This is a genomic window from Paenibacillus sp. FSL H7-0756 (assembly GCF_038006765.1).
Taxonomy (GTDB): Bacteria; Bacillota; Bacilli; order Paenibacillales; family Paenibacillaceae; genus Paenibacillus_AQ.
On sequence record NZ_JBBOVT010000002.1, the window covers coordinates 62539 to 85475 of the forward strand.

At 43.7% G+C, this 22937-nt stretch carries 23 protein-coding genes and 1 pseudogene; 19 read left to right on the forward strand and 5 right to left on the reverse strand.

The features are described 5' to 3' along the window. The first annotated feature begins 2 nt into the window (after positions 1-2). The 4 genes from NST04_RS16895 (at position 3) to NST04_RS16910 (ending at position 3498) form a co-directional block, all read left to right on the forward strand. Entirely contained in the window at positions 3-695 is a 693-nt protein-coding gene (locus NST04_RS16895) for an SAM-dependent methyltransferase (protein WP_341185320.1), read from the forward strand. A gap of 172 nt (positions 696-867) precedes the next feature. Further along, complete coding sequence (locus NST04_RS16900; RefSeq protein ID WP_341185321.1) at positions 868-1794, forward strand: hypothetical protein; 927 nt, start codon at positions 868-870, stop codon at positions 1792-1794. Between the two features lie 79 nt (positions 1795-1873). After that, a complete protein-coding gene (locus NST04_RS16905) occupies positions 1874-2617 on the forward strand; it encodes a hypothetical protein (protein ID WP_341185322.1) in 744 nt (247 codons plus the stop codon). A 305-nt stretch (positions 2618-2922) separates the two neighbouring features. Next, positions 2923-3498, forward strand: a complete 576-nt coding sequence (locus NST04_RS16910) for a DUF1648 domain-containing protein (RefSeq protein ID WP_341185323.1) — start codon at positions 2923-2925, stop codon at positions 3496-3498. A 129-nt stretch (positions 3499-3627) separates the two neighbouring features. Here NST04_RS16910 and NST04_RS16915 read toward each other — a convergent pair whose 3' ends face one another. Then, entirely contained in the window at positions 3628-4119 is a 492-nt protein-coding gene (locus NST04_RS16915) for an effector binding domain-containing protein (RefSeq protein ID WP_341185324.1), read from the reverse strand. A 99-nt stretch (positions 4120-4218) separates the two neighbouring features. On the opposite strand from NST04_RS16915, the gene NST04_RS16920 reads away from it, so the two are divergent. The 8 genes from NST04_RS16920 (at position 4219) to NST04_RS16955 (ending at position 11806) form a co-directional block, all read left to right on the forward strand. Beyond that, the gene (locus NST04_RS16920; RefSeq protein ID WP_341185325.1) at positions 4219-5145 is read left to right on the forward strand and encodes a helix-turn-helix transcriptional regulator; all 927 of its coding nucleotides are present in this window, start codon (positions 4219-4221) and stop codon (positions 5143-5145) included. A 96-nt stretch (positions 5146-5241) separates the two neighbouring features. After that, positions 5242-5889 carry a hypothetical protein gene (locus tag NST04_RS16925; protein ID WP_341185326.1) on the forward strand — a complete coding sequence of 216 codons (648 nt, stop codon included), beginning with the start codon at positions 5242-5244 and terminating at the stop codon, positions 5887-5889. Positions 5890-6128: 239 nt separating this feature from the next. After that, positions 6129-6845 (forward strand): SMI1/KNR4 family protein, encoded by a 717-nt coding sequence (locus NST04_RS16930; protein ID WP_076160385.1) that lies wholly within the window; start codon positions 6129-6131, stop codon positions 6843-6845. Between the two features lie 113 nt (positions 6846-6958). Then, positions 6959-8353, forward strand: a complete 1395-nt coding sequence (locus NST04_RS16935) for an ADP-ribosylglycohydrolase family protein (protein WP_341185327.1) — start codon at positions 6959-6961, stop codon at positions 8351-8353. A gap of 19 nt (positions 8354-8372) precedes the next feature. Beyond that, positions 8373-9413: a DUF1835 domain-containing protein gene (locus tag NST04_RS16940; RefSeq protein WP_341185328.1), complete on the forward strand. Its 1041-nt coding sequence runs from the start codon at positions 8373-8375 to the stop codon at positions 9411-9413. 227 nt (positions 9414-9640) lie between these two features. Next, entirely contained in the window at positions 9641-10279 is a 639-nt protein-coding gene (locus NST04_RS16945; protein ID WP_341185329.1) for a histidine phosphatase family protein, read from the forward strand. A 250-nt stretch (positions 10280-10529) separates the two neighbouring features. Next, positions 10530-11522 (forward strand): hypothetical protein, encoded by a 993-nt coding sequence (locus NST04_RS16950; protein WP_341185330.1) that lies wholly within the window; start codon positions 10530-10532, stop codon positions 11520-11522. Between the two features lie 14 nt (positions 11523-11536). Next, a complete protein-coding gene (locus tag NST04_RS16955; RefSeq protein WP_341185331.1) occupies positions 11537-11806 on the forward strand; it encodes a helix-turn-helix domain-containing protein in 270 nt (89 codons plus the stop codon). 125 nt (positions 11807-11931) lie between these two features. On the opposite strand, the gene NST04_RS16960 is transcribed toward NST04_RS16955, so the two are convergent. After that, positions 11932-12150 (reverse strand): helix-turn-helix domain-containing protein, encoded by a 219-nt coding sequence (locus tag NST04_RS16960; protein ID WP_036733492.1) that lies wholly within the window; start codon positions 12148-12150, stop codon positions 11932-11934. A 106-nt stretch (positions 12151-12256) separates the two neighbouring features. Between NST04_RS16960 and NST04_RS16965 the strand changes: the two genes are divergently transcribed. From NST04_RS16965 to NST04_RS16975, 3 genes are all read left to right on the forward strand, one after another. Then, positions 12257-12523 (forward strand): DUF6809 family protein, encoded by a 267-nt coding sequence (locus NST04_RS16965; protein WP_341185332.1) that lies wholly within the window; start codon positions 12257-12259, stop codon positions 12521-12523. Positions 12524-12611: 88 nt separating this feature from the next. After that, on the forward strand, positions 12612-12809 hold the full coding sequence (locus tag NST04_RS16970) for a hypothetical protein (RefSeq protein ID WP_341185333.1): 198 nt from the start codon (positions 12612-12614) through the stop codon (positions 12807-12809). Between the two features lie 409 nt (positions 12810-13218). After that, positions 13219-15258: a serine/threonine-protein kinase gene (locus tag NST04_RS16975; RefSeq protein WP_341185334.1), complete on the forward strand. Its 2040-nt coding sequence runs from the start codon at positions 13219-13221 to the stop codon at positions 15256-15258. Here NST04_RS16975 and NST04_RS16980 read toward each other — a convergent pair. Further along, positions 15230-15889, reverse strand: coding sequence for a hypothetical protein (locus tag NST04_RS16980; protein ID WP_341185335.1), 660 nt, complete (start codon positions 15887-15889; stop codon positions 15230-15232). The genes NST04_RS16975 and NST04_RS16980 overlap by 29 nt on opposite strands. 103 nt (positions 15890-15992) lie before the next feature. On the opposite strand from NST04_RS16980, the gene NST04_RS16985 reads away from it, so the two are divergent. The 3 genes and pseudogenes from NST04_RS16985 to NST04_RS16990 all read left to right on the forward strand — a co-directional run bounded on the left by NST04_RS16985 (position 15993) and on the right by NST04_RS16990 (position 20181). Further along, positions 15993-17351, forward strand: a complete 1359-nt coding sequence (locus tag NST04_RS16985; protein WP_341185336.1) for a serine/threonine-protein kinase — start codon at positions 15993-15995, stop codon at positions 17349-17351. A 293-nt stretch (positions 17352-17644) separates the two neighbouring features. Next, positions 17645-17740, forward strand: a pseudogene (locus tag NST04_RS34035) (DUF255 domain-containing protein); the annotation flags it as partial. A gap of 338 nt (positions 17741-18078) precedes the next feature. Next, positions 18079-20181 carry a thioredoxin domain-containing protein gene (locus tag NST04_RS16990; RefSeq protein ID WP_445667923.1) on the forward strand — a complete coding sequence of 701 codons (2103 nt, stop codon included), beginning with the start codon at positions 18079-18081 and terminating at the stop codon, positions 20179-20181. A 48-nt stretch (positions 20182-20229) separates the two neighbouring features. Here the strand turns inward: NST04_RS16990 and NST04_RS16995 are convergent, their stop codons facing one another. Next, positions 20230-20997: a PaaX family transcriptional regulator C-terminal domain-containing protein gene (locus NST04_RS16995; protein WP_341185338.1), complete on the reverse strand. Its 768-nt coding sequence runs from the start codon at positions 20995-20997 to the stop codon at positions 20230-20232. 226 nt (positions 20998-21223) lie between these two features. On the opposite strand from NST04_RS16995, the gene NST04_RS17000 reads away from it, so the two are divergent. After that, positions 21224-21913 (forward strand): metal-dependent hydrolase, encoded by a 690-nt coding sequence (locus NST04_RS17000; protein ID WP_209869408.1) that lies wholly within the window; start codon positions 21224-21226, stop codon positions 21911-21913. 101 nt (positions 21914-22014) lie between these two features. On the opposite strand, the gene NST04_RS17005 is transcribed toward NST04_RS17000, so the two are convergent. Beyond that, positions 22015-22824, reverse strand: coding sequence for an alpha/beta fold hydrolase (locus NST04_RS17005; RefSeq protein WP_341185339.1), 810 nt, complete (start codon positions 22822-22824; stop codon positions 22015-22017). Between the last annotated feature and the right edge of the window lie 113 nt (positions 22825-22937).

The window sequence follows — 22937 nt, forward strand, 5'->3', positions numbered from 1 at the left end:
AGATGAGCAGAGAGGTTAAATTGGATTTAAGCCGTATCGTGTTTATTGGACGTACCTTTGAAGAATATATGTCCATGTTTAATTTAACAGAGACGGAATTGAAGGGACGGTCCATTCTGGATTGCCCCGCTGGAGCATGTTCGTTCACGGCGCACGCGAATAAACGGGGGGCCGATGTAACGGCAACGGATATCGCTTATTACCATGACTATGAGGATCTTCACGCAAAAGGCCTGAAAGACTTGGAGCACGCCATGACCAAAATGGAAAGTGCCCAAACAAACTACGTATGGGATTACTTCAAATCCGTTGAAGAACTAAAACAACATCGCTACCGCGCATTAACTGATTGTGCAGAGGATATGAGAAACCATCCCGGGCGTTATATTGTATCGGCACTGCCTTCGCTCCCATTCAAGGATAAGCAATTTGATATGACACTGTCTGCACACTTTTTGTTTATGTATTCAGATCGGCTTGATTTTGATTTCCATCTGAAAGCAATTCAAGAGCTACTTCGGGTAACCAAACAGGAAATCCGGATCTTCCCTTTAGTCAGCCTTTCAGGAGAGAGATATCGTCATTTGGATGTGCTGCTCACCTTTTTACATCAACAGGGCTGTTCAACTGAAGAAAGAATAGTCGGATACGAGTTTCAAAAGGGAGCAAACAGCATGTTGAAAATCACTCTTTAGATTACGGTTTAAACAGAGTTGAATCGATAAAGGCGCTAACTCCATGTTAGTGTCTTTTTGTTCGTTCCCATGCTTCGCCATACTTCCGCCATGTTCCGGTTCCAGCTACTCTGCCATAATACGGTAATAGAACAGAGGATGGTTTCACACCAGCTCTTAAGGAGGAATTGGCATGTTTCATAAAACGGTGACGCTGCAGCCTTTTGCAGATATTTCAATGTATACTGAAGGGTTCAAGATCGTCTCAGCTCAATTAGGTGGAGATGGCTGCGTATATGTCCTGCTGATTAATCAGATCCCGGAACGGAAACGTGGAATGTTTGTCCAGCCGGCTTTGGAGCAATCGCATACCTACAAGGTTTTGATGGTAGAAAGCCAAGATTATATTGATGAAATTACATTTCCGGATCAGCATTTCAATTATCATTATGTTCAGCCGCTCCGCAGACATCTGCTGCTGGTTGGAGCACGCTGCTCGTATTACGGTGCAGGCAAATATGATCTGAACGCCAAAGTATGTGATTATACAGGACGTACCGTTCGTGAGTTCCTGCTTGGAGACGGGATTCAGAATGTTCAAGTGACGGAGAAAGGAACCATCTGGACCAGTTATTTTGACGAAGGCGTGTTCGGGAACAACGGGTGGGATCAGCCTGTCGGTGAACACGGCCTTGTGGCCTGGGATGAGCATGGAAACAAATTGTACGAAGATCATGTGTCGGATATTGCTGATTGTTACGCTTTGAATGTGGTCCGTGAAGAGGAGGTCTGGTTTTATTATTATACAGACTTTCTGCTCGGCTGCATCTCAGGCGGACCCGGTCAGCCCAAGGTTACGTTTATGAATCCTGAGATTTCCGGTTCGTCCGGGTTCTGCACGGATGGTTGTCACTTCTTGTTCGACGGCGGTTACGGCAAACACGGAGAATATGTTATTAAGAAACATGAACAATCCAGCTTGACCAAAGGGCATAAGGTAAAGTTTCTGAATGAAAAATCCGAGCCGCTTGTACCCGTGACGCAAGATTTTCGGGAAGACCGCGCGCTGTTCTGTGCAGATGATATGTTGTATCAGGTTTCGGTTAGTGAATTGCTCTGATGATGCGGGGTGCGGGGAAGTGACACGTACCCCATATTATGGTAGGGTTATTGCATTACGCGGAAATTGAGGGTGGCATATGAAGGTTAAGATTTTATTTATTTTATTGACAGTTTCATTAACAGTAAATGTAGTGATATTTTATGGATTATCGAAGTTTGATTTGGTTGAGAAAGGAAGTACAATCTCTAGTACCACTAAGTCAGCTTCTGCTTCAACTTCTATTGATATCCCTAATACAAGTATCCCTAAAACAAGTAGGACAGAAGATTCATTGACAATAATAGATAAAGATATAATAGAAGCAAAAGTAAAATCTGGTTATGGATATATCTATAGCTTAACTGATGATCAAATCATGAAGGCGATCAATGAAGGAAAACAAGATGGTGCTTATTTTGGTGAAGATTTCAAATTACCCTTATTATCATCGACCAGCAATGACAGTACATTTGAATACATGGACATATTTATTAATACACCTTACAGATATGTGGCAATACATTCAAGTAATCAATACGCGAAATATGATAGGACGTCATCTATAGAAGAAGTGTGGAGATTTATCAGCTATGATCATATATCATTTTCTGCTTATGTGATGCGTGGATGGGCTAAGATGTTAGCCATTGAACTGGAACAGGAGGGTAGAATAATAGAACCTTATAAGACTGATAATAATGAGGATGGAAAGATGAAGAGTGTGAACTTTTCAGTAAATGATATAGATTTTCGGGAACCCGCTACTTTGAGAATATTTGAAAAAAGTAATCCTGAAAAATATGCTGAGTATAAGATCGTTTTCGAGGATTATGTTAAATAATATTCATGTAGAATGAGGTGAGTGATATGACGATGCTGCCTGTTATCGTATTTATCTTAGTGTTTGTACCTACCATTATAATCATAGTGAGTATGCCGTATTTATCAAAAGAGACGATTAGTTTCGGAGTCACCGTCAGCGCTGTCCAATTCCACAGTGAGCCGCTGCGCCAGATGCGGAGGTCATACGCCAGGATTAGTGCTATTTTACATACTATGCTATTCAGTGTTGGCATCCTAGGCCTAATCTACAGTGATGAACATTCGAGGCAAATCAGTTGGAGCATTATTTCCTATTCACTCGCCATGCTCGTAACCTCCCTGGTTATTAACTTTAAGTATCACTTGAAAATGAAAAGCGTACTGCCTATGCTGCCTGCTGCTCCCGAATCATCGGTCATGGAACCAGGACCCCGGAAAGGAAATGTTGGCCTGCCCAGTCATTGGTTCCTCATTCATGCTGTTATTATTGTGGTTAGTATTGTAACAGTGCTGCGCAACTACGATCTGATTCCTGACCAGCTTCCAGTCCATTTCGACAGCAGTTGGACCGTAGACCGCTATGTAGATAAATCTTATAGTATCGTGTTTATACCTACGATCATGCAGGTGTTAGGAACTCTTCTGTTCATATTTGAGTATTGGAGTATCCGCAGAGGGAAGAAGCAGGTTAGAGAAGACGTATCTTACCAGCGTGCCTGGTCGAATTTTATGATTACAGCAAGCTTCTTGTTCGTTATCCTGTTATCCGTCGTGCAGCTAAGTATGATCTCTCTGCTTAACATTAATTTTGTTATCCCCGTTGTCCTAAGCATAATTGCTTTTATCATCCTATACGCCTGCACTTTAACGTACTGGGCGGGTCAGCGCGAAAGCCGCTAGACATGAGCAGATAGCCTACGCGCTGGATCAGCCACGCCTCAAATTTGGAGTGCCGCTGATCCAACGCGCTACAACGCAACGAAGCTGCTTCTACCTATAGCGTAACGTTATTTCCTCCTAGTGGAGTCCTCAATCCGCCTTCCGCTTTTTCACCGGCACCCATACTTCGACTTCGGCATCCATTGGGTTGCCATTTGTTAGTACCTCTGCGATTGGATCTCCAGTGTATACGTACTCGTAGTCATCCTTCAGAATCGCCCCGAACGCCTCATCCTCCAGCTGGTCAAATGCGAGACGCGACAATCCTCCTTGACCCGACAACACCAGATACTCTCCTCCCGGAAAAAGCACTTCAACAGTAGCCTCCGGCTGAGGCCCCGACGACTGAACACCTGCAATATACAGAATCTTTCCATCCTCCTGAGCAATCGCGGCGAAGCCGTAGGGGCTCTCGGACAGCGGACGCAGGGAGGCCATGGAGCCGTTCTCCAGCGTGCTTTTGAAAAAAGCCGTTTTGAGCGGAGAATACGCCGGATCGTGCCCCGCCCCGCCTTCGCTTATAGCCGTCTTGTACCCGATGATGCGGAATGCTGCTTTCATTTCAATTCTGGTTGAAATCATGACAATGTACCTCCTGAATTGTGGTTTTGGTGTATTCATGGCAAGCATAACCTACCAACTGTGACACCTGTATGGCATACTTGAATGGAGGTGGTTTGGATGAAAATGGATCGTTTGATTGCGCTTATTATGATCCTGCTGGAGCAGGATCAGATTAGTGCACGCGAGTTAGCGGAGCGGCTCGAAGTCAGCCGGAGAACGATTTACCGGGATATTGATACGCTGAACCGGGCCGGGCTGCCGATCTATACCCTTTTTGGCGCTTCAGGCGGTGTCGGTCTGATGAAATCCTACAAAGTGGGCAAAACCCTGTTCACTCCGCAAGAAATCCAGAACCTGCAGAATGGACTGCTCAGCTACAAGCAGCTGTTCGGGCGGCGGGAGACGGTCTACGCGGCGGAGAAGCTGCAGGCGCTCTATCCTGACAATGCAGAGGGCAGACCGATTGCACCGTTCGTGATGGATCTGTCTTTAAATAAGGGGAACGAATCGCTGCGCAGCCTGTTTGGGCTGATCGAGACGGCGATGAATGAGCACGCTGTGTTGGCTTTTGAGTATACCGATGCGCGGGGGCAGAGCAGTGAACGGCGGGTGGAGCCGTATCAGGTGGTTTTTAAGGAGAGCAGTTGGTACTTGCAAGGTTATTGTATGGATAAGCAGGACTACCGGATCTTCAAGCTGGCCAGAATGAACGGTCTCCAGGTAACGAAGGAGCAGTTTGCTCCAAAAGCATTCACCCCACTCCCGATGGATGGCGGCGATTGGCTGAACCAGGGCTGGGTGGACGTTACAATCCGGCTGGACCGCTCCGTCATGGATCGGGTGGTCGAACGGTTCGGTGCCGACCATATCCTGCGGGTGGATGAACACCATTGCTGGGCCAAGTATCCCATTATGGCGAATGACTATGGCTACGACCGGCTGCTTGCTTTTGGCGATAAATGTGAAGTGCTGGGACCGCCCGAGATCCGGCGCGGGTTCAAGGAATATGTGCGGGGGATTATGAGGAAGTATGAGGGGGATTAACGGGGAGATTGGTGGGCGTGGCGGGATGGATAAGCTTTTGGCAAATGAAGGAGAAATTAAGTTAACTGGAGGATTCGTATAATGGGGGACACCATAATGTCAGAAAAGAAAATTGGAGCAAGCGATTATCTGGCTTTGGCGTTGTATGCGTTTGCAGGGTTTGGTCTGGAAGTGGTATTGTCGATGGTCTTGCCTTCAATCTTAGGAGTTAAAAGCTCCGAATATACACTGCTTCATCAATGTATACACTGGGGAATTACCTGCTTGTTGTGGGGAAGCATGGCGGTATTTCTGATTAGACTCTCCAAGCGCAAATACGATTTTGACATGATGAAGTTAAATGCAGAGCCAGATGCCAAGGGATGGTTGTTTGCGGTGGTGGTATCTGTAATCGCTATTGCAGCGACAACTATTGTATGGGAGGGCTTCAAGCCGGTTCAGGAGTACAAGGATGTAGTGAGGTTCGTTTTTCAGAATATTTATTATTTGTTTGAAGCGGGTTTGATTCTGCTGACAATTGCGTTTGGGCAGAAATTCGGTGAAACGCTCTTCAAACGGGGCGGTCTGCCCTACGGCGGCATGTTCCTCGCACTCACCTGGGGCCTGATCCACATTCTGCTCCAGGGCGGGGCGACGGGGATTTATGCGTTTTTCATGTCACTACTTTACGGAACGATATACATACTATTGAGAAAGAATGTACGGTATTCGTATTTGGTGATTGCGGTTGTGTTCATTCTGTGAGGTGAGGAAACGTAGGGAGTCGGATGCCTGAAATGGAGTATTCGATATGGATTGAAGCTGAAGAATGGGCTGAAGGGGAATGGAACTAGACGAATGCAGTCGTGAGCGGATTGAAGAGGTAATTGCACATTTAATAGTTAGTGGTGAGTTATGAACTATCTCATTCTGAAAAAGTACCACAAAAGTCAATCATAAAGTGACACTAGGTTGTGAAAAACTATTTTATGAGGAGTAGTCGCATGCTTACAGATCTTATTCACAGACTTGGCCTCACATTGCCTGTTGCATTAGTTGAGGAGTTGGAGCTGCACAAGGAGAAACAAAAGGATCAAAACTACTTTTTGAGATTAATGGAAGCTGACGAAATTGTTGAATTAGTTGATTATTTGTCCAAAATAGAGGCTTATCGGGATATGATTCCTTTGTGGAGTGACGATCATTCAAACTATATTGGCTTGTACGTACAAGGCACATGCAAATACAGGATATGTTATATCGATCATGAGGAAACGGATGTATCTCCGGCCTTTAGAAGTATACGTTCATTTATAACGAAAATCGAAGAATATCCTGATCTGGATTGGCATGATTTGAATAAAGACTATCCAGCAGAATTTGAAGTTAGTCAAACTGAAATGAATGAAGACCTCGCTTGTATTGACGAGTTGAATCGAATGATAAGCTCTGACCAACTTATAAGCGATGATATTCGCTGTCAGTATATTTTTTCGATTATGGCATTAACGCCAAAAGGAAATCTTAATTCCATCATAAAATATCTAGACGATGAAGATATGTTTGTTCAAGAAAGAGCATGTGAGATTATTGGATTTCATACTTATATACCAGCTAAGGAAAAGCTGGTGAAGATCTCCAAAAACGGAATGCATAATGGGAAAATAGCAGCCAAAAGAGCATTAGAAAGGATAAGGGAAGACCGAAAAAATGAAATTTAAAAGCTCTGAATTGCTCGTAAATCGACTCGAACTACTAGGAAATAGAGTACACAAAAGTGAATTTATAAATGAGATAAGAACTAAAATCATGGAATTAATTAAGGAGATACAATATGCTGCCATCACTAACGTTTCTGAGACATCAATTAGAGGGAATTCTGCGTAATAAATTTGCACAGGGGCACCAAACCTCCGGTTATTTAGCCCGATTGGAACAGCTTCCCGCAAGCTATGATGCTTATCTGGAATTCGCCCATAGCTTGGCTGATCTTCCAATGCGGGACAATTGGCCTTACTATGAGCCGGACGATTTGGAAGAGATATGGCGGGAATGCGATCCGGACAGACCTCTTGGGCAGATCGGAGTCTTGAATTTGAAGGACAGCTCCAAGCGTGTAGAGGCAGGCTTCCTCGCTTCAGTCTGTGGTTCAATGCTGGGCAAACCGATTGAGGTCAATCCCACTTTGTCGGAGTTACGTCAAGCGTTAACCGCTGTAGGGGAATGGCCGTTGAATGATTATATTTCGGAACAAGCTCTCCATGCGTTGGATCGTCGCCATTGGTCCTGGTTCGAGACGGCGCGGGGGCGGATTCGCTATGTGGCACCTGACGATGATATCAACTACACCTTAATGGGAATGATGGCGTTAGAGCAATTCGGTAAGGGTTTTACGAAAAGAAACCTAAGAGATTTATGGATCAATCATCTTCCGATCAGTACAACATGGGGGCCGGAGAGGGCCATCCTGGTTCGATCGGGGATTAGCTATCTCGAGCATGATAGGGAACTATTCAATCATTCAGAAATAGAAGCTTGGCCCGACTTCCTTGTGCAAGATACAGAATTATGCGGCGCGGCGATTCGTGCAGATGCTTACGGCTATGCCTGCCCCGGTCAACCTGCGCTTGCGGCCGAGCTGGCTTGGCGTGATGCCAGTTTTACACACCGCCGGACGGGAATCTATGCCACGATGTTCATTGCTGCTGCAATTGCTGCCGCACATGTGCTGCACGATCCGCTTGAAATAATAAGGACTGCACTGCAATTCGTCCCTAGAAGGAGCCGATTCTATGAGATTACTGCGGATTGCCTGCAGATCGTAGCGAATGCAGATAACTGGCTGGAGGCTTATCAGGGGATACATCAGAAGTACTCGAATTACTGCCACTGCCAGGTATATCAGGAAATCGGTACCTTGATAAATACCTTTCGATTTGCTGAGAATGCCGGAGACGGAATATGCAAGCAGGTCATGCAAGGCAACGATACCGACAGCTTCGGAGCAACAGCAGGCTCACTGCTCGGGGTGTATTTCGGCCCGGACAGCTTGGATGCGAGATGGCTTGAACCTTTCCAGGACCGGATTCATACGGGCTTATCATATTTTCATGAGCAACAACTCTCCCGCTTGGCTGAGCGCATAGGGCGTTTGCCAGAGCTGTTGCACACAGGTCAGCACAGTATTCAACCTAGCGAGCTGTATGTGAATGAGAATTTGGGGATTTGAATTGATTTGGAGGATAGCAATGGAGAAATTTTACGATAGCCTACATCAATTTGATGCAAATGACCTGCGGTTACTCCTTTACAATTTGTTAAATACTGTAGAGAGTAATGGTAAGGACAGCAGTACTGAAGAAAAAAAGCTTGCAGAAGGACTCGTTAACATACTTCAAAGCCAGATAGAGGCGCTTCACAATCATAAATTACAAATGAATAAACGCCAACAGTATGTCTATCTCGTGTTCAGTCTCTCCGATGCAGGTTCACTAAAAGTCACTCTAAGTGAAATCGGCAAACGGGAGCTATGCCAAGTCTTAGCATTCAATGAATTGTTTTCAGTCGGACCCATTTCTAATTTAAATACGAAAACTGGGCAGCAGAATAGACTGTTATGGTTGATGGAAAATGAGTGGAACTTCCACTATGATCCAAAGCACCTGCTTGAAAATAGGATAGAGGCAGTTAAGAATATTCCGGAAAATAAAACCATTGTTATCTGGTGTGCGGATAACGCACATGATCAAACAGGCTTACGTTTCGTATTGCATTTGTTGAGAGATCGAAAACAGCCAGTTCATATTGTCAATGTGACAGCGCTCTTTAATACTAGCGAGCTTCGTAACGAGGAAGGTTTGATTCCCTATTCCAGTGGTTTGATTGATCGAGAGCATTTTCAGCTAATCGTTAAAGAGAATTATGAAGGTGTTCCTCTTGATCCTAACCAAAGAAGAAGGTATGAATCTGAATGGGTAATGCTCTCGAATGAAAATCGTATGCTTCGTTTGTGGAATGAAGATTCTGTTAAAGGTGCCGATGAGTCTGCTCTGGACGAAGTGATAATAAGGTCAGTCATTGAACTAGAGCAAGAACAAGATGAGAATGGGTTTATCAAGGCGGGGAGTGTCCTCGCGAGAGTATGCGATATGTCGCGTCAACTCGTAGGCTATTCATTTATTACCAATAGAATATGGTTCCTGGTTAACCAAGGAGTTTTAGAGTTTAGTGGACTGCCAAAGGCTTTGCATCAGTTCTCTGTTAAACTTGGCACTCATAGGTTAAGGTAACGATTGAGAATGGAGGTAATTATGTGAATCCTAACTTGGAGAAGGAATTAAAGGGAATATGCATTGACCTTACTGTGGAGTTAAGGGGGAAATGCTAGGGGAAAAACATTTTGGAAAAGGCAGCCGATAATCTTGGCTGTCTTTTCCACGTTAACTGGCAGGATAAAATAAAACTTGCCAAAACATCAAAACAGATATAACATCTAGTTAGGTATTTATCTAATTAGATGTTATTTTATGAGAGGGATGATAAAGTGAGCACAGATTTTTACCTGGTAAGGCATGCAAAAAAAGAAATTGGAACGGGTGATGTTCTGATCTCCTCCGAAGGGCTAGAGCAAGCAAGCATGACTGCAGAGCACTTTAAAAAAGTCTCCTTTTCTAGAATTATTTATAGTCCGCTAAAGAGATCAAAGCTAACTGCTGAAATGATATCCAGGACAACAAGAAAAGGGTTAACGCAGGATATACGATTAAGGGAGAGGGCGAATTGGGGAGATTTACCCGGTCAGACCTTTCAGGAATTTGTTGAGATGTGGAATCGATGCACGAGGGACAGGGATTATTCCCCACCTGTCGGTGACTCGGCGAGACATGCAGGAGAGCGTCTGTCTTCATGTCTGTTGGAGTTAGCCGATCAACACCCTCAAGAAAGTTTTCTTATCGTGACTCATGGTGGTTTGATTACAGACTTTTTGGTGAACGAATTGACCCACGAAGAACTGCACAGGAAGTGTCCAAACTTTATAAAAGAGCAAAGTGTTTTGGTCGCAGAATGCTCTATAACTAAAGTAAGATATGGTGGAGGAAAGTTTGAGTTACTCGATTTCGCAAACAACATACACTTGAACCGTTATGATAACTAGCTGAACAAAAATGGGCGGGTTGAACCTGTGGGATTTACCATGGGGTATTTGTTGTATCTAAATACTTGTTCGGGTGAACGAGGTATGGCGGAGAACCATTGACAATAAATAGAAAGTGACGTACAGTAAGCAGTAAGTGATAAGTGATAAGTAATAAGTAGTAAGTAGTAAGTGATGCGAAGTAAAAAAGTTCTTCATACACACGAATCAAGAACCGGCTTGTCTAAATCATGGATAGGGGTGGACGGTTATGATGGATTTACAATTAGCACAGAGTTTTGCTCTGGTCGCATTAAATGCGCAGAGAACGCTTTATATGACTAATGCGAAGAAAGTGGCACTGCGTTCTATGGCTGCTGCGGTTATTTTAGAGGCTTACTTAGAGGGATGTTTCACACTAGAGGAGCACGTGCTGACTCTCAGCAAAGAAGTTCTAGACCAATCCAGTTCAACGCTCTATAGAGAAACGGTTCTATTACCCTTGCTCCACAATCATGCTGAGGTACAAGGTGATCTGGGCTGGTGGCTGAAAAATGCTTCAAAGCTGCCTGTCAAAAAATTAAAGGATTTTGAAATGGCGATATCAGATGATCTACAGGCAATGAAAGTCCTGGAGGAAATTCCGAGCCTGATAGGGAGCGATATGTATTTCGATTCAGCGGGCGTTGAGATGAAAGCCTATCGCAGCAAAAATGAAGTTTATACAAGCATTACCGAGAACTTACGGGCAGAAATTCTGGAAGAAGGAACGGTAGCGGATGAGATTATTTGCCTGCTGTGGCTGCTTCGCGAAAGTGGATGTATACATGATTTCTTTTCACGGAATGAACTGGAGAAGATTAGTGCCGTAATGCACGATCTATATCGTAATAACTTATTGGCAAAGACATTGTTTCAAACCCAGATCCAACATGGAATGGCGTTAGGGATCAAACAGCTCCTTCACATGAAGTCGAAGTTTGTGAAGACATATGCAGGCACCAGTATCAATTTTATCTTCCCTTTCCTTGAGCGATCACAAGCTGTCTTTATAGAGACAGAAGCCTGGTTCGATAATTCGGATAAAAGGCTAAACTCCGTCCTTACAAGGCTAGAGTCCTATGGCCATGAAGTTAAAGTGATTGAGAGGGGATCTATGGCGACCATCCAAATCGATAATTTGTTATACGATGCGGTCCCGCATTATGTAATGATGAAAGTGCCGATTCAGGGTGTGCGTCTTGTTCCGAAGCGCCCACTGTAAAGGAGTAGGTATCCGTGTCCAGGCAACGTTCCATGGAGGCGATTCTAGCCTCAGAGTATGTATCGATAGGTGAGTTGGTAAGAATTACAGGTTCCCGATATAGCACGCTGAAGCATTACACCGAAGAAGGGATGCTGCCCTTTGAACAGGCTGAAGAGAACTTAACACGCAGATATAAAAGAGAGGCAACCGTCGCACGCATTATGTGGATCAAAGAGCTAAAAGCCAGCGGGTTATCGATCCCGCAGATTAAAGAGGCTATGGGGATGAATCAGCAGAACTGAATCTCTGAGGATATTAAATTGATTTCCATTCAGTTGTGAGTCTGAGTGGGTGCTATAACGTGAAACAAGCTCATGTGGTTCTTCACTGAGCTTGTTTATGCTGCGGAGTATTCTTTTTACCTAATTTAACTTTTGGAGTAAGGTTTCTTTTGGTTCGTCCGGTTAAGTAAATAGTCAGTACTTGTCATATGGAAGTCTGCGAGCTTGATCAGTATTGCCGTGGGGATATCAACATCACCGCGTTCATAATTACTATAAATCCGCTGGCTGCATTGCAAATACTCGGCCATTTGAGTTTGCGTCAAATCCTTATCTTCGCGTAAATCCCGGATACGTTGATACATAGTTGAACACCTCCATCGCAAGCATATCTTAGCGAATTATTCGCTATTGATTTTTAGCGAAAAATTCGCTAAGATAATCAAGAAGATGATTTGGGAGGGGTTATAAGTGAGTCTTTTAGAAGATCTATATTACGGAAAAATCTGCCCAAATGAACAAATCAGTTTAAATGATCCTGAGTATGCACAGAACTCTAAGCTAATCTCGGAGCGTATGCACATTCTGCAAGCAAAGCTGTCTCCAGAAGATTTCATCGTGCTCGAAGAAGTCATGGATCTGAACAGTCTCCTGATCTCCATCTCATCCGCTTCTGCCTATACTCTTGGATTCAGAACGGGAGCTGCGGTGCTCGTAGAAGTATTGGAACACAAGTAAAAACCTATACATATTAAGCAGAGGTTGGTCTTTGAACAAATAAAGTTGGATAGGAGAGAGTTATGAGACTTCTAATTCTAAATTGCCTATGCTGATCGACGAGCTTCTTCAGGCGGAAAGTTGGGGTACTGTTCAAGAGAAGTGGATTCCAGCTATTAAGAAAGCTATTGCCATAGGAGAGGTTGAAAAGCTGATTGAGCTTAGAGATAGGTTTCCGTATTCTTTCGAGAATTCATTAAAGCAATTGAAAAAAGCGGAGCGGGATTTTATTCGAAAGAGTCTGTAGTAAAAGAAGCCGGGTGCGTAAATTCATTTACGCATTGGCTTCTTTTTATTATGTTAAGGGGATATATACTTTGGTTTTATGTCTATCTTCGCCAGAAGGTTGAACGAATTGGGTATTATAGGAATTTGTAGAGTTTTAGCAGGGACTAGTGAAGAGAAGAATCGGGACGTAAAAGAAGATGGTGGAGAGGATTGTTTATAAAAGGGAATGGTATCTGGTTGAATTGAAGGTTTGGTTAATATGGAATCAAAACAAACAAACTCTGTAACGTTTCTAGAGGTTTGTTTTATACATGGAATTTATATCGTCCTGGTTCCTAATATATGTTGAAACAATTTACCCTTCAGTTTTTCGACAAACTGTGGTTCAATGGTACTATATGGTATTCTAAAGATTGGAGGTAATGTGATTGGATAACATCAATGGATATGAAATTGTCCGTACACTAGGTGCAGGTAACTTTGGTACTACGTATGAGGTAATGAAGAATGGAAGTAGTTTCGCACTAAAATTAATACGAGAAAACATTCTTGATAAAGAAGCTGTAAATTCAAAAAGGGTAGAAAGAGAAATTAAGATTATTAAAGCTGTCACGCATGAAAACGTTGTTAAGTATGTTGATGATGGATTTATACATGATGGCATACAGAAATATCGTTATATAGTAATGGAATATGTTCAAGGAAATACACTTGAGGCGTATATAGAGCAAAATTCTCTAACTATTTCTGAAGCTTGTTCAATAGCTAGAAATATTTATTTAGGAATTGCTGCTATTCATAAGAACAATATTATTCATCGAGATCTAAAACCCTCAAATATTATCATTACTGACGATAATTTTAACATAAAAATATTAGATTTTGGTATTTCTAAATTAATAGATGCGAGCACTCTTACCACCACTGGACAGGGAATGGGTACATTTGCTTATATGGCTCCTGAACAATTACGATCTGCTAAAGATATAGATTTTAGAGCAGATTATTATTCAGCAGCAGCAGTTTTATATGAACTAATATCTGGTGAAAAACCTTTAAAAATGAATAATCAATTAGAGGCAATTCACAAAATCTTAAATGAAGTTCCTGAATCACTTGCCTCAAAAGTTCTTTCCGTTCCTATTGAAATTTCTGAACTGATAGAGACTTTGCTGAAAAAACAACCTTTTGAAAGAAGCGTTTCTTTCGAGAGTATATTGTCAATATTGGATAAGTACAAAAAACCTGGCAGTAGACCTACTTCTAAAGTCACAACTATTTATTTTAATACAAATGTTGAGTTTTTACCAATCGTAATACAAAATGATGCAAAGGCCGTTGTTGAATATCATAATAGTCACAAGATACAAGGTGCTGTTTTTAATGTCCCTTTGTTACTCAAGTCTGATAAAAATTATTTAAAGATTGCACAGAGTGATAGTGATGTAAAATTGATTGTTGATCCATACACTCAGACATTAGGTTATTCAGCATTCACAACTAAATCATCGTACAAAAAAATCCCTTACTTAATAAGTCCTTTAAGAAAAGAGACACCAAAAGATTTTTTGAATGTATTTTCACTACAACAGAGAGTTAGGAAGGTTATAAATCTTCAGGAACAATATAAAGCTGGGATTTTAATATCTCCTTATCATTTTTTGGAAGATCCAAAGGATGAGTGGATAAACGTCGATTATAATGCTTATAAAGAAGGGAAGTCTTATCTTCTAAGTGCTGGCATTAATAAAAAGCTTTATTATGGTATATCATTTGAAATTAGTAAGTTTGAAGATGTCGATAATATTAAGTCTCTTGTTAATTTGGTTACATCAGCAAATCCAGATGGGTTTTATTTACAAATATCAGGGAATTTTGAAACAACAAACGCTAACCACTATCTTTCTTATGCTTGTCTAGTAAAAATGCTTGCTGAATCGAAGAAAGAAATAATTTTGTCTCGTGTTAATGATTTTTCTTTAGGACTAGTTGCATTAGGTGCAAATACTGTTTCCTCTGGCTTGGGACAAAGTGATAATTTCAAGAAAGAGTATCTTGAACGTGAACAAGGGGGAGGAACAGCAAGACGTTATTATGTTGAGAAGCTAATGGGATTGTTTAATCAAAATATTCTACAGGATGTTTTATCTACAAATGCAGGACAAGAATGTAAGTGCAGTTGTGACTTTTGCCAAGGTTCCAGCAACACAAATCAGTTATGTGAATTTAATAACGTAATCAAGCATCATATGTATATTAAAAATAAGCAGATGATTGAGCTGTCAATTCTTGAACCGAAGGAGAGATTAAATAGTTTTGTTACTAGGGTAAATGATGCAGTTAAGTTAACAAAAGATATTAATAAGGAGAAAAGAATCAAGAACTTTGGACATTCTCATTTAGAGACATGGAGGGACATCATATTAGAGGTGTCACAGTCTAAATTAGATGAGGCTTATCAACTTTAGTACTATTTCTTGAAATAATTTCTTCAGTAACTTTATATCGCATAGCAGGGTCTAGTGGTTTGTGAAGAATAGGCTTTATTATCTCCTTAACCTTAGACCCAACACTGATTAATCCTACGTTAAAATTATTAAGTTCTTTTTTGTCAACCCTATGAATATACTGATCGTCGATTGCCAGATAAGATTTTTCTGCAAAACGATGATATCTAATTGCTTGAGCAAGCCCCGTTTGCCAATCTTCAAGTTTAGCTTCAATTGCAATTACATTGGGACAAAACAACTTGAAATTTTCATTTCTACTATAGAATTTTGCATTGTGTGTAATTGCACCACTAAACTCTAATCGTTTTAGGATTGAATACTTTAACTTTGATTTTGAAATAAATAACTTTGATATTAATTCATCTAGGCTGACTTTTTTTCTCTTGCGGATGTAATCGAATACCCTTATGTCATCAAGATCTTTTAAATATACTCCTTGTCGAGTTTCAATAAAACGTATTAAATCTGCTTGGTTTCTAATTATTAATAAATCAGAAATCCCATACCCAACTCCGACTTCTTGAATGGTGTAGTATTTATTGTAATGTTTAACTAACCTAGTTACTAATTCTTCCTCAGTCTGAAACACAAGCAGTCACCTTTTCATAAGTTTAAAATTATTATTCCCGAAGAGTATTATACAATGGATTTTTAGAATCATCTATCACAGTTGTTAAGGAGAGATCGATTTATTGGAAGAGGACGATATTTACCAAAATAGATTCCAAATAATTAGAAGTTTAGGTAAAGGTGGGGTGGGAGAAGTCTTTTTAGCACTGGATACTTTTACTCAACGAAAGATTGCTCTTAAAGTCTATATCAATAGGGATAATCTTTCTACTGCAAGAATTCAGAGAGAAGTAGAGATAATATCCAAACTGAAGCATACTAATATTCCAGTTTTGTTTGATGTAGGTTTCTTTAAAAATAAATACTATTTAGTTCAAGAATTTATTGATGGAAATACATTGGAAAACGAGATTAATACCACATCAATAACGATAAGTGAAGCGATCTCTTACTCAAAGGATTTATTAAGTGCTTTATCATATTTACATCAAAATAATATAATACATCGCGATTTAAAACCTTCAAATATTATTATAAGCAGAACAAACAAGAAAGCTGTTTTATTCGATTTTGGCATAAGTAAAACTGATTCAGACTGGACAAATAGTTTGACTCTAACACAACCAGGAGTTTTTATTGGAACTCCTGCTTTTATGGCACCAGAACAAATAGAAAATCAAAGTGTTACTTTTAAAGCTGATATCTACTCGCTAGGTTTGATTCTTTATAAATTATTTTCCGGAAAATTACCGTTTGATTATAAAAACATCAAGGATGTTTTGTCAAGATCTACTGAAAGTTATCAAGTCATTATTGAGAACGACACATTAATAGGTGTTGAAAAGCTAGAAGAGCTTATTAATCAAATGTTGTCTTTGGATCCCAATATAAGGCCTGAGATGAATCAAGTATTAAAGATTATTAATACTCTTGAGACATTGAATAGTGATAGAATTCAAGATAAATTATTGAACGATTTTAAGCCGATTATTGAAGATGCTGAAGCTTTTGTGTTAAAAGTAGATGAGAAGGTACATAAAAGTGGAACTGGATTTTTTTCTAATGAACAATTAAGACAGCAAGAAATAGTTGCCAGTAGAGAGTTTTATAGAAACCATTTAGATTTGGATTATAAAACATTACTTTCACAAGCTAAAATTTCATTTTGGCTATGGTTTGCCACTTTAGTGCTAGGATTTTTAATTATTTTAACCGCAATAACACTTTTGTTCATGGATAAGCCTCTTCAAAGCGGAGGAATGGCACTAAGTGAAGTTTTTATATACATCGTTCAAAATATATTTAAAATTAGAGAAGACCATTATAGAGCACAAGCAAACAATAAAACAAAACATTTGGAAATAGGTAACTATTGGAATCTTGTAACTCAAAGTATTGATGCTATAGAAGAAATTGGTGTTAAAACTTCTAAATTGAACGAGCTTGTAGATAATTTGAATAGCCATATTAAGAACCAGTAAGAGTTCAAAGCAGATGATAAGTTCTCTTTGGAAGTCAAGTAATGGATTTTGAGTGAATTTAACATGTTCCTGTGAAAAAGAATTATATGTTTTGAAATATGCATATAAAGTTAGAGTTGGTTTCAAAAAACGATCTTGTTCTTAGAAATCAATAAAACTCTTTGTTAAACTCGAAGCATATAGAAGAGCTCACTATATTTAGAACTAGCTTTTTGAGAGGTTATTTTTCTTAGCCCTCCCCCACCAATTTCGGTAAACTATCCCTAGACAACACTTTACTCAAATCATCCGAAATGAGGGGACGCCTGGTGAAGACTCATAAAGCATCCAATAGATTAGTGAACGAGAAATTGCCCTACCTGCTGCAACACGCCCACAACCCGGTGGACTAGTATCCATGGGGAGAGGAAGCTTTCTCCAAGGCGCAGGCGGAGAACATGCCATAACTGTTCTCTTGTTGTAGACAGATTTAAGATCAAATAAATGAGAATTTGCTTGGCATAACACTGATTCCAACCATCAACAATCTTCTCATTATTAATAAAGACCTGAAACTGGTTCAATAGATCGACTAATAAAGTATTTACAAATGAAGCTTGGTTTTGTTCATCTAGTTTTTCAAAAAGTTCATTGTGAAGTACCTGTAGGAATGCTTCTCCCCCACCTTTTTGGGTAAACTAAATTAAGTAATACTTTACCCAAATCATCCGAAATGAGGGGATGCCTGGTGACGACTCATAACGCACCCAATAGATTAGCAAACGAAAAATCGCCCTACCTGCTTCAACACGCCCACAATCCCGTGGAATGGTATCCATGGGGAGAAGAGGCCTTTGCCAAGGCGCAGGCGGAGAACAAGCCGATCTTCTTATCTGTCGGCTATTCCACCTGTCACTGGTGCCACGTAATGGAGCGCGAATCCTTTGAGGACACCGAGGTTGCCCAGCTCCTAAACAATCATTACGTAGCGATCAAAGTAGACCGCGAGGAGCGGCCGGATATTGATGCGCTGTATATGTCGGTGTGTCAGGCGCTGACGGGGAGCGGGGGATGGCCGCTGACGGTGCTGCTGACGCCGGAGAAGAAGCCGTTCTATGCCGGGACGTATTTCCCGAAGCGGCAGATGTTCGGTCGGATCGGGTTGATGGATGTGCTGGAGCAGATTCATACGAAGTGGGAACAGGACGGCGAAGCGCTGGATAAGCTGGGCGATGATCTGCTGGCTGAGCTGCACACGCTTGACCGCAAGAATGCGTACAATCCTGAAGCCGCAGGCGGCATTCCCGGAGCGGAGCTGCTGCATGAGGCGTATGAGCTGTATCGTCGGCAGTTCGATGAGGAGTACGGCGGGTTCGGCAATGCGCCGAAGTTCCCTTCGCCGCATAATTTGTCTTTCCTGCTGGCGTACAGCCAGCTTCATGATCAGCCGGATGCGCTGCGGATGGTGGAGCATACGCTGGAGTCGATGTATAAGGGCGGCATGTACGATCATGTGGGCTTCGGCTTCGCGCGGTATTCGACTGACCGGGAGTGGTTGGTGCCGCATTTTGAGAAAATGCTCTACGATAACGCTCTCCTCGCGAATGTCTATCTGGAAGCCTTCCAGCTTACGGGGAAGCCGCTGTATGCGGAGATTGCCGAGCAGATCTTCACGTATGTGCTGCGCGATATGACTTCACCGGAAGGCGCTTTCTACTCTGCGGAGGATGCCGATTCCGAAGGAGTGGAAGGCAAGTTCTATGTCTTCTCCCGTGAGGAGATTGAGGAAGCGCTTGGGCTGGAAGATATGCATTCCTACTGCAATGTGTACGGGATTACGCCGGAGGGCAATTTCGAAGGGGAAAATATTCCGAATCTCCTTCACGGTCTGCCGGAAGAGATTGCGGAGCGTATGGGCATGAATCCGCTTGGTCTGCGGACCCGGATGGAGGAATGGCGTACGAAGCTGTTCGAGTACCGGGAGCAGCGCATTCACCCGCTTAAGGATGATAAGGTGCTGACCTCATGGAACGGGCTGATGATTGCTGCGCTGGCCCTGGGAGCCAAAGCCCTCCAGAAGCCGGAATACGCCAAGGCCGCCGAACGTGCAGCGGACTTCATCTGGGACAAGCTGCGGCGTGAAGATGGACGGCTGCTGGCCCGTTACCGTGACGGGGAGTCGGCGATCCCGGCGTATGTGGATGATTATGCCTTCCTGATCTGGGGGCTCAGCGAATTATATGAAGCTACAGGTCAAGCGGTCTATCTGGAGCGGGCGCTGACGCTTAAGGATGGGATGCTGGAGCTGTTCCTAGATACCGAAGGAGGCGGGTTCTTCTTCACCGGGCATGACGGGGAGAAGCTGCCGGTCCGCTCGAAGGAATTGTATGACGGGGCGATTCCGTCCGGGAATTCGGTGGCGGCGAAGCTTTTGTGGAAGCTGTCGGTTATTACCCAGGATATGGAGTTAAAAGAGATCGCGGAGCGCACCGCTGCGGTGCTTGCTTCCGCTGCTTCAGAGTATCCGCCGGGGTATGCGATGTATTTGCAGGCCCATCTGGGGATGGTCTCCGGCGGCAGAGAATGGGTCCTCTCCGGCAAAAAAGAAGATCCCGCGCTGCACGCCATGCTCTCCCAGGTTCAGCAGACCTATCTGCCGGACGCAGCACTCATCGTCAACTGGGAAGGGGACAGCGGAGAGATGCTCCGCCTGCTGCCGCATCTGGCGGACAAACCGGCGATCCGCGGTGAAGCGACCGCTTATGTCTGCCGCAACTTTGCCTGCCGGGCCCCGCTTACGAATAAGGAAGCGGTCCGGGAGCTGCTGGCTTCCGGCAGCCATTCGGAGTAGTTTATATACGAAGAGCAGCCCTTAGTCCGGGCTGCTCTTTGCCATACCTTATTGGACGAAGGGTGCATAGAACGAATCCGCAGGTATCGCTTGCGCGGCTTTAACCATGTATTCTCTCATGTCTGAGAGGACCTGTTTGCCTGGCCAGTGGTCCGGCAGCAGCTCATCCGGGAGATAGGGGTCGGCCATGAACAGTCCGCTTAACTCCTCGCCCATTTGCAAATATAGCAGGAACAGCTGTAACGGTTGCCCCGCCTGAAGGGTATCCGCTAATCGCGGAGCGAATTCTTCCTTCAGCCAGACTGCTTTCTTCCTGTATAAGGCTTCAATGTCGTTCAGGTGCCAGATGGCCTGTGCTTTGAGCGGTGTAATGGTGCCTTCCTGAAATTGGCCTTGGAGGATCGACACCTTGCCTTCCAGCTCCAGCTTCTGGATCTGGGCTGCGACTTCGTCCTGATAGTTCCATGGTGAGATGTACACACTGTTATATAAAAGCCCGTAACCCAGCTGCCCGAGTGCTGAGCGGAACAGGTCGCGCTTCTTGCGTTCGGATTCGGGAACCTCCAGCATCACCACATCCCAGGTATGGTCCCACTGCTCCTGATAACGGGCCGGCTTGCTGTTAATCGCCTTAATGTAGGCGAGTCCCTCGGCAGTGACGTTATACCAGGAGCGTGCCGGGGATGCGATATAGCCCTCTTTTTTCAAGCGGGACAGGGCATTGCGGATATAGGTGGAGGTGTACCCCCTTTGTTCATAGATCTCGACAATCTGCTGGGCGCCCATCTGCTTCACCTTAGATAACAGAAACAGCATTGTTTTCTCAACGGACAGCAACTTCTTCACACCTCTCTTGACAGCTGGCAGGAATAGATATATCATAAAAACCAACGAGCGTAATTATTTATGTTATATTCGTCAATCGCACTGCTGGATTTTGATTTAGAGCAACTTGGTGTCATTGTATCGTAAACCTTGGGTTTTTGCACGATGCATTCCTTAGGACCTATTGAAATCTAATCAAGAAGAGGAGAGGAATTCTATGAAAATTACCTACCACGGCCATTCCTGTGTTCAAATTGAGGTGAACGGCAAATCGTTGATCATCGACCCATTCATTAGTGGTAACTCTGCGGCGGTGACGAAGGTAGAGGATATTAAGACAGATGCTGTTCTGCTGACTCATGCCCATATGGATCATATCCTGGACGCTCTGCCGATTGCCGAGCAGAATCAGGCGGTGGTTGTAGCCAACGTGGAACTGGCGGGCCATCTGGGGGGCCAGGGAGCGAAAAAGACCATCGGGATGAACATTGGAGGGACGGTGGACCTTGGTTTTGCCAAGGCGACGATGATTCATGCCTTCCACACCTCAAGCATCACGCTGGAGGATGGACAGAGGATCTATGGCGGAACCCCGGCGGGCTTCATTATTGAGGCGGACGGACACACGGTGCTGCATGCAGGGGATACAGGGCTGTTCGGTGACTTGAAAATGTTCGGGGAGCTGTATGAGATCGACCTCGCGATCCTGCCAATCGGAGGACATTTCACCATGGGGCCGGAGCATGCGCTTATCGCGGCGAAGTGGCTGGGCGCAAGACAGGTGCTTCCGGTTCACTATAATACCTTCCCGCCGATCAAGCAGGATGCCGGGGCCTTCGTTCAGGCGCTGGAGGAGGCGGGGATCAGAGGCTCGGCGCTTGCTTATGGAGAGACGCTGGAGCTGTAGAGCTTCTCATTCGCACACGCACCTACGCCTGCGAATCAACACAGGACTGCCCCATGAAGCTATTTCTTCTCGGGCAGTCCTGTTCTGGCTGTGCGGAAAATCTACACGGCGAACCCCGCCAGCTCCCGGTTGAACCGTTCCCGCTCGTCATAGAATAATCCGTGGCCGCTGTTCTCAAAGGGAATAAGGACCGAATTCCTAATCCCTTGATGCTGCGCCTCTGCGAGCGGGAAGAAGCACACCTGATCATGAACCCCGTGCAGAATAAGGGTAGGCACCTGGATCCGGGGGAGATCGTTGAACAGCTCTTCGGTCAGCCAAGCCTCGGAGACTGCGATGGTGGACCAGCTTGCCGCCTCCAGCCCTAACAGGAAGAACCAGTCCGAGAACGGCTGTGATACCGGCTGATAGAAGAAAATATCACCGAAATCCTTCAGCATCTTGGGGCGGTCCTTGTAGGTGGACTGGATAATCTGCTCTATAGCTTCTCTGGTCGTGCCATAAGGGAAGCCCGGCCGCTGAATCAGACTGGGGGCTGCCGAAGCGAATAAGGCCAGCTTGGAGACACCATATCCCTTGTGCCGGGCCATATACCGGATCGCTACAGCTCCGCCGGTAGAGTGCCCGCCGAGTGTAATATTGTGCAGTCCCAAGGCTCCGATCACACAGCGGATATCATCTGCGAGACGGTTGTAATCGTACCCGTCAAGCGGTTTGTCAGACCGGCCGAAGCCTCTCATATCCATTCCAATGCAGCGGTAACCCATGGGCACCAGCTGATTGTACTGGTATTCGAACATCTGGTGATTTGCCGGCCAGCCGTGAATGAAGAGTATTGTTTTGGTGCCAAGCGGGTTAAGATCATTCACATACACCTTCACATTCGGCTCTACTCTAATCCAATGTTCCATTTCGCATCCCTCAATTCTCTGTTATTGATTTGTATAGTTGAAATATGTTATTCATTGGAATAGGGAAAATGCCTAGAATATGGTCTGAGGGATTCGGAGCAGCCTAATGAGCA